This window comes from Eubacterium sp. LMAG:50 (assembly GCF_008680265.1).
GTDB lineage: Bacteria > Bacillota > Clostridia > Lachnospirales > Lachnospiraceae > Eubacterium_U > Eubacterium_U album.
In genome coordinates this window covers 1-8,469 of the sequence record NZ_NALP01000001.1, presented here as the reverse complement: position 1 = coordinate 8,469, position 8,469 = coordinate 1, and the positions used below count along the sequence as shown (strand labels likewise).

At 32.7% G+C, this 8,469-nt stretch carries 5 protein-coding genes; all 5 read left to right on the top strand.

The window, feature by feature from the left end; all coding sequences use genetic code 11:
• A partial coding sequence (locus CCC31_RS00025; protein WP_290848854.1) for a restriction endonuclease subunit S occupies positions 1 to 1,133 on the top strand: 1,133 nt, incomplete at its 5' end.
• A gap of 3 nt (positions 1,134 to 1,136) precedes the next feature.
• Positions 1,137 to 3,065 carry a hypothetical protein gene (locus CCC31_RS00020; RefSeq protein ID WP_290848853.1) on the top strand — a complete coding sequence of 643 codons (1,929 nt, stop codon included), beginning with the start codon at positions 1,137 to 1,139 and terminating at the stop codon, positions 3,063 to 3,065.
• On the top strand, positions 3,055 to 6,189 hold the full coding sequence (locus tag CCC31_RS00015) for a type I restriction endonuclease subunit R (RefSeq protein WP_290848852.1): 3,135 nt from the start codon (positions 3,055 to 3,057) through the stop codon (positions 6,187 to 6,189). The genes CCC31_RS00020 and CCC31_RS00015 overlap by 11 nt, the downstream gene beginning before the upstream one ends.
• Before the next feature lie 152 nt (positions 6,190 to 6,341).
• Positions 6,342 to 7,757, top strand: a complete 1,416-nt coding sequence (locus CCC31_RS00010; protein WP_290848851.1) for an N-6 DNA methylase — start codon at positions 6,342 to 6,344, stop codon at positions 7,755 to 7,757.
• A 12-nt stretch (positions 7,758 to 7,769) separates the two neighbouring features.
• Positions 7,770 to 8,469: ATP-binding protein (locus CCC31_RS00005; RefSeq protein WP_290848850.1), on the top strand; the 700-nt coding region annotated here is incomplete at its 3' end.

Sequence of the window (8,469 nt, the reverse complement as noted above, 5' to 3'; positions counted from 1 at the left end):
TGGTATTGAATGATATATGTGAATTTATAGTAGATTGTCCTCATTCAACAGCACCTGATGAAGGAAAAGGATATCCTATAATAAGAACACCAAATGTTGGAAGAGGACGATTGATTTTAGATGGAGTTCAGCGGGTATCTAAAGCTACATATGATAAAAGAAATATAAGGGCTGTTCCGCAAAAAGATGACATTATTTTTGCTAGAGAAGCACCGGCAGGAAATGCAGCAATAATACGTGCAGGACAAGAAGTATGTTTGGGGCAAAGAACTGTATTGATTCGACCAAATAAGAAAAAAGTGTGCCCTCAATTTTTGGCGTACTATATATTAGCACCAAAGCAACAGTATGAATTGTTAGGAACAGCAAATGGGGCAACAGTAGCGCATGTGAATATTCCAATAATAAGAAATATGCCAGTGAATATTCCTAAAATTGAAATACAAGAAAGGATTGCTGAAATATTATCTTCATATGATGATTTGATTGAGAACAACAAAAAACAAATTAAATTATTAGAAGAAGCGGCGGAACGTTTGTATAGAGAATGGTTTGTAAATCTACATTTTCCGGGATGTGAAGAGGTTAAGATTGTTGATGGTGTGCCTAAAGGATGGTTAGATGGTACTGTTGGAGATATTGCGTTATTTAAAAGGGGAAAGACTATCACTAAGGCACAAATTCATAAAGGAATTGTTCCGGTTGTTGCAGGTGGTTTGGAGCCAGCATACTATCATAATGTAGCAAACACAGTAGCTCCAGTTATTACTATTAGTGGTTCTGGGGCTAATGCAGGTTTTGCAAGGCTATATAATGTAGATGTTTTTGCATCGGATTGTTCGTTTGTAGATAGTCAGACAACACCTTATTTATTTTGGGTATATTGTTTTATTAAGGACAGTAAAGCAAAATTAGATTCACTTCAAAAAGGAGCTGCACAGCCACACGTATATGCAAAGGATATTAATGCATTAAAAATTTATATTCCGACAGATGACATACTTGATAGGTTTTGTAAAGTGGTTGCACCTTATTTTGGTAAAATTAAAAATTTACAAAGACAAAATGATTTATTATTGCAAGCTCGTGACCGATTATTACCAAGATTGATGAGTGGAGAAGTGGAGGTATAAATAATGAATGATTTTGAACATAAAGATTATTTCAACGCTAGATTTTGCTATCATGGTGATGAACAAAAGGTGACTGCTATCTTGGATTCTTATGTTCAAAATCAGATAGAGTTAGCTGATATTAATAGAGTGATTGAACTTTATCATACAAAATTATTTTTTGAGAAAGTTACAGATATTCCGGATTGGTCAGAAGAAAAATATCAGAGATATAAAGCGAAAACATTGAATTTAAATACTGTAGTTTATGAGAGATTTAAACAGATAACAGAAGAAAATGTGGTTGATACTTTTAATAATTGTTATGTGGGATATTGGGACGATTTTAGAAATTTCTTTTATAAGTTTAATATCTACACGTGTATTTCTAAGAATAGAATATGTGATGTGCTAAAAGGACTGCGTTGGAATACTTATCATATACTACAGGATAAGTCATTTGTAGAGTACTTTGATGAAGAGATAACTATATTGCTGGAGGAACAACAATATGGGTTGCAATTTGTAGTTTCTTATTATTTAGAAGAACATGATAAAAAACTACAGGTATATATTCCAAGACATTTTACCATTGAGAAAAGGGTAAAACTTATCGAAGATTATCTTAAAAGCGATTATATTAACCCGAATTTTATGAAACTTATTTTAAATGCTAAACATACAAAAGAGTTACCGATTACTCCGAAAATGAAAAAAATGGCGGACAAGAGGAATAACGAATTTTGGGAGAATAATAAATCGGCGGTTTTTCATGACTATGGTTTTGGTGTTACTTTTGGTCCATTTGAAAATGTTAAGAATATCCAAATTGAAAATAGTAAATGGATTCTAGAGTATGACACAGGATGGATAAAGGATAATACTGATTACCCAACATTGCTAAACAACTTCATATATTTATTCGAATACATAGATAGTCATGCAAGATTCACATGCGTTTCAAGTCATGGAGAAAGACATCCTCTTACGGAGATTTTTGAAGTTAGAGGTGTTGGAATGTATAAAAAGAATGTAGCATTTGATATGTTAGAATCTTTATCTGATATTCAAATGAGGGGTTATGTTGAACAATTGATTAAACTTGATATCAACATTGAAGACATTATAAAGTGGTTTTTTGAGACCTATTTATTACAGGAATTTGATATTAAAGATTATACATGTAATATGCCAAACCCGGCTGATAGCATACTTAGTAAATGTAAAACTCTTGCATCAGCTATAGATGGAGTACTAAGTAAGTATAAAATGTTGTGCGATGATGGAGAAATTGATCTTGAGCTTTTTAAATATATAACAGATTCACCAAGAATAAAAGATATCCCAAGTCGAATAAAAAATAAATATTGTTATGTTATAAATAGTGAACTTATTAAAGAGATGAATATGTTGTTTTCATCGCAGAGCATGCTTGGGTATACTGAAAAAACAAAATCAAAATATGACTCTCTTATTAAGCTTATATCAAATGAAGATATAAAATTGTCAGAATGTGAACCATATAACATAGAATCACTAAATTGGTTAATCGAACAAGGGTCAATATATATTAAAGATGATGTTATTAATTATAACAAGGAAAGAGTATTTATTTTACATGAGTTTTACGAAAAAGAAGTTATTTCATTACAACATATAAAATCACCATTATTAAAACGATTGATTAAAAATGGTGATATTTATGTAGATGATAAACTGTTGTCGAAACCTGAATATAAATATTTTGATTATATATTGAATAATTCTGAGTTTAGTGATGGAAAAGCTATTAGAAATCGCTATATCCATGATTCTATTGTGCCAGATAACAATACAATGATAGCGGATTATTATACGTTATTAAAGATAATGATTTTGTTGATTATTAAAATAAATGATGATTGTTGTATTTATGATGAGATAAAGGAAGGAGGAGATTATTATGAGCTATGATTATTCTGAAAATATATTAGTACAGGAAAGTGCTGGTCACCTTCTTGAAGATGAACTTGGTTGGCGTGTAGAACTTGCCTATAACACAGAAGTTCTGGGTGAAACTGGCACATTTGGCAGGAAATCATATAAGGAAATCCTTCTTGTGAAATATCTCAAGGAGGCACTTTTAAAACTCAATCCATGGCTTACTCCAGCATTACTGGAAGATGCTATAAAAACATTTGAAAGTCATATGTCATCAGCTTCTCTTATGCAGATAAATGAGGAAAAGCATAGACATATAAGAAATGGTATTCCAGTGAAAGTGAAAAAGCCGAATGGTCAGATTGAGGAAAAGAAGGCAATTGTAATTGATTTTACAAATACAGAGAATAATGATTTCCTTGCTATTAAGGAAATGAAAATACATGGGGATCTTTATCGAAGACGTACAGATATTGTAGGTTTTGTAAATGGAATACCTCTTCTTTTTATAGAATTGAAGAAGAATTCTGTAGATGTGCAGAATGCATACACAGATAACTATACAGATTATCTTGATACAATACCGCATCTGTTTTATTATAATGCATTTCTTATGTTGTCCAATGGAACAGAGGCTAAAGTGGGAACATTAGGTAGTAAATATGAATTTTTTCATGAGTGGAAAAGATTGTCTGAGCAGGAAGAAGGTAATGTTGCACTTGAAACGATGCTTAGAGGTATATGCAAAAAGGATAACTTCCTTGATTTGTTGGAAAATTTCATATTATTTGACCATTCAGATGGAGAAACAGTAAAGATTCTAGCACGAAATCACCAGTATTTGGGTGTAAATGAGGCTGTTAAGGCGTATGAAGCACGCAAATTGAATAATGGAAAACTTGGTGTGTTCTGGCATACACAAGGTTCTGGTAAAAGTTATTCTATGGTATTTTTATCACAGAAAATTCGGCGAAAATTTGCAGGTTCTCCAACGATTGTGATTTTGACAGACAGGGATGAGTTAAATACACAGATTAGCGATACTTTTGAAAATTGTGGATTATTGGGGAAAACAAAGGCTGCAAAGTATATTGCTACGAGCGGTGATGACCTTATAACAAAATTGCAAGGAAATCCTAGCTTTATATTTACTTTGATTCAGAAATTTAATAAGAAAGATGTACAGCCAATCATACCAGATCATGACATTATTATAATGTCCGATGAAGCACATAGGAGTCAGTATGGAATATTTGCAAATAATATGGTGAATTTGCTGCCTACAGCCGCACGTATTGGTTTTACTGGAACGCCATTATTATCGAATGACAATATTACAGAGAGAACATTTGGCGGATATATCTCTATCTATGATTTTAAGAGAGCAGTTGAGGATAAAGCAACAGTTCCGTTGTATTATGAGAATCGTGGAGAGAAGATTTTGGATTTAGATAATCCGGATATTACGGATAAGATATTGGATGCGATTGAGGCAGCAGATTTAGATCCAGATCAGACAGAAAAGCTGGAGCGTGAGTTTAAGAAAGAAATTCATATTATGACAGCACCACAAAGGCTTAAATCTGTAGCCAAAGACTTTGTTTCTCATTATTCGGATTTATGGACAAGCGGTAAGGCTATGTTTGTGTGCCTGAATAAAGTGACTTGTGTTCGGATGTATAACCTTGTGCAGAATTATTGGGAAGAAGAAATTAAACGATTAGAAGACATAAAATCAAAAGTATCACAGCAGGAAGTACAGGAACTGGAACGCAAGATAAAATGGATGAAAGAAACCGAAATGGCTGTCGTTATTTCTCAGGAGCAGAATGAGATTCAGACATTTAAGAAATGGAATCTTGATATAAAGCCGCATCGTGAAAAGATGGAGAAAAGAGAACTCGATAAAGAGTTTAAGGATAAGGACAATCCACTTCGAGTAGTGTTTGTCTGTGCAATGTGGCTTACTGGTTTTGATGTAAAATGTTTGTCATGTCTATATCTTGATAAGCCTTTGAAAGCGCATACTCTCATGCAGACAATAGCAAGAGCAAATCGTGTGGCAGAGGGCAAGAGTAACGGACTTATTATTGACTATATTGGCATAGTAAAGGCACTTCGTAAAGCACTTGCAGATTATACAGCAAATGTTGGAGGAAGAGAGACTGATCCAACAATAGATAAGGAAGAACTTATAGAGCACATGCTGGAAACTATATCAGCAGCTATAGAATTTTTATGTAGCAGAAATTTTGAGTTGGAGGATTTGATTAAGGCAAAAGACTTTTCAAAATTAGCATTATTACAGACAGCAGCAAATGCTATTTCTGATAGCCGAGAATCACGCAAGCAGTTTACGACATATGCAAATGAAATAAATCGTATGATGAAGTATATGGACAGAGATGATATATCGGATGAGGATAGAAACAAAAAAGACGCGATTATAGCAATATCTGATGAACTAAAGAAAAAGAAGAAGCATGTTGACAATGTCGATTTGATGGTTCAGATTAATGGAATTCTGGGTGAATATATAATGATTGAACAGGAATCTAATAATAATGACATAGCTAAGCGTTTTGATATCAGCAGAATAGATTTTGATTTGCTCCGAAGAGAGTTTGCAAAGACAAAGAAAAAGAATCTACTTATTACAGATTTGAATGAACTGATTCAAACAAGATTAGACAGTATGCTCAAAGAAAATCCAAGTCGTGTGGATTATTATGAAAGATATCAGACAATCATTGATGAATATAATAATGAGCAGGACAGGGCAAACATTGAAAAGACATTTATGGACTTGATGAATCTGGCTAATTCTATGAATCAGGAAGAAAAGCGTTATGTCAGAGAGGGCTTTACAAGTGATGAAGAACTGTCATTGTATGATATGCTTTTCAATGAAAATCTTTCAAAAGAAGATATCAATAAAATAAAGAAAGTTGCGGTAGACTTGCTGGAAAAGATAAAAGATAAGATATCTGAACTTGACCATTGGACTGAGAAACAGGAAACAAGGGATGATGTAGAAACATATATAGGAGCAATTCTCTGGGAAGAATTACCAGAGAGTTATTCTGATAATGCAATATTTGCATACAGACAGAAAATTTATGAGTATGTATTTATGAGGTATAAAGAGGTGACGTAAAATTGTCGGTGATTATACATATGACGCTACAGATGTTATTAAAGAACTATTTGATAATTACGATAAATTAAGCTCTGCCATTAAGGCAGGAATACCACTCAAACAGATATGTATATTGAGTGAGGAAGAATAGAGAAAGTGAAGAGATAGCTATGAACAAGAAGTGCCAGGTATTTACGCCTGAAAATTATGTAAGAGAATTACTAGATAGTGTGGGTTATATCCATAATTTATATGGGAAAAAAATACTAGAGAATTCATGTGGCGATGGTAACATCTTGGTTGTGATAGTTCAAAGGTATATTGATGATTGCAGGGCAAATGGTTTCTCTAGAACAAGAATAAAGAATGGATTAGCAAAAGACATTTATGGAATAGAGATTGATGAAGAACAGTATAAAAAGTGCATTGATAATCTGGATGAAGTATTAAAATGTAACAATATTGACAAAGTTGAGTGGAAAGTGAAAAATGCAGATTATTTGAAATGGAGTACTAATATTAAATTTCAATATATTGTTGGAAATCCTCCTTATATTACATACAGTGAATTGAAAGAGGAGGAACAGCTGTTTGTAAAGAGTAATTTCTCCACATGTGTCAAAGGAAAATTTGATTATTGCTATGCATTTATAGAGAAAAGTATTAAATCATTAGCAGATAACGGGAAAATGTCTTATCTTATTCCAAGCAGTATTTATAAGACGGTATTTGGATATAATCTGAGGATTTTTATGAGTCCGTACATTGCCAAAATAAAGGATTACAAACAAGTTAAAATATTTGATAAGGCATTAGTTAAGTCATCCATTATGGTATTAGACAAACAACGTCAGCAGGAGATTTTGCACTATCAGGACATGAGTATGGAAACTGAGATAGAGATACCTATTGCACAATTAGAAGAAAAGTGGTTTTTTGCAGATGAGAATGAAGTGGGACAACATCGATTTGGGGATTATTTTAAGGTGTCACATGTTGTGGCAACACTTCTAAATAAAGCATATGTTCTGTCAGATGGGGCATATACCGAAGTGGATAATGGCTATGTTTGTGGTAACCATACTATTGAAAGAGAAGTAGTAAGAAGTACTGAAACACCTCGAACGCTTAGATATATTAAACACGAAAAAATTATTTTTCCGTATACATATGACGAAAATGAGCTAGTACATTACGATGATGGTGAGTTTGAACGATTATATCCTGGGGCTACGGCGTATCTTAATGAGTTTCGTGATGATTTAGATAAAAGGCAAAGTGATAATAATGCAAAATGGTATGAGTATGGTCGCTCACAAGCACTGTGTGGCTTGAATAGACAAAAACTTCTGATTTCAACAGTTGTGACAAATGATGTAGACGTATATGAATTAGAGCAGGAATGCATACCATATGCAGGAATGTATATCGTGCAAAAGGAAGATAATAATGAATATACATTGACGGATGCAATGAGAATACTTAGAAGCGACGAATTTAAAGAGTATGTTTTTAAAGTTGGAATACCTATAAGTGGTAAATCGGTGAGAATAACATCGAAGGATGTTGAGAATTATATGTTTTAGGAGGTGGCTTGAGTGGAAGAATTAAAATATGTTATAGAAGATAGTACGATAGCAGAATTATTAGGTGTGCAGAATTTTTCTACAGATGAGGCTGCAATACTTGAATTAGTTAAGAATGCATATGATGCTAATTCATTGAATTTAAAAATTACATTTCAGAATGACACACTTCGATTTGAGGATAATGGCATTGGCATGAATGCAGACGATATAAAAAAACATTGGATGCATATAGGTAAAAGTAGCAAAGAATATGAAATAATAGATGAAAATAATAAAAAAAGAATTCAAGCTGGTTCGAAAGGTGTTGGAAGATTTGCATTATCGAGACTAGGGTATAGTGTATGTTTGAAATCGAAAAGATTAGATTCTGTTGGTGTAATTTGGAAAACAGATTGGAATACATCTGTTTTAGATGAGAGCTACGACATTCACACTAAAGGAACAGATATAGAAATAATAGGATTAAGGGAAAAGTGGAATAAAAAACGCATAGAAAATTTAAATAAGTACTTAGAAAGAACTTATCGTGATACATCTATGGAGATAAGAATTATTTCAGATAATTATAATGAAATTGTAAAGGAACATTTTCCTAAAGCTAAAGTTGGAATCAATTGTCGAAGTAATATTGTTTTAAAGTATAATCAAGGAATTTTAGTAACAACAGTAGAGTCAGATGAATTTGAAAATGAAGCTTTAAAATATTGTT

Excerpts from the sequence above, each read along its gene's own strand:
- CCC31_RS00015 (WP_290848852.1), top strand. The coding sequence starts at position 3,055 with ATGAGCTATGATTATTCTGAAAATATATTAGTACAGGAAAGTGCTGGT.
- CCC31_RS00020 (WP_290848853.1), top strand. The coding sequence starts at position 1,137 with ATGAATGATTTTGAACATAAAGATTATTTCAACGCTAGATTTTGCTAT.
- CCC31_RS00010 (WP_290848851.1), top strand. The coding sequence starts at position 6,342 with ATGAACAAGAAGTGCCAGGTATTTACGCCTGAAAATTATGTAAGAGAA.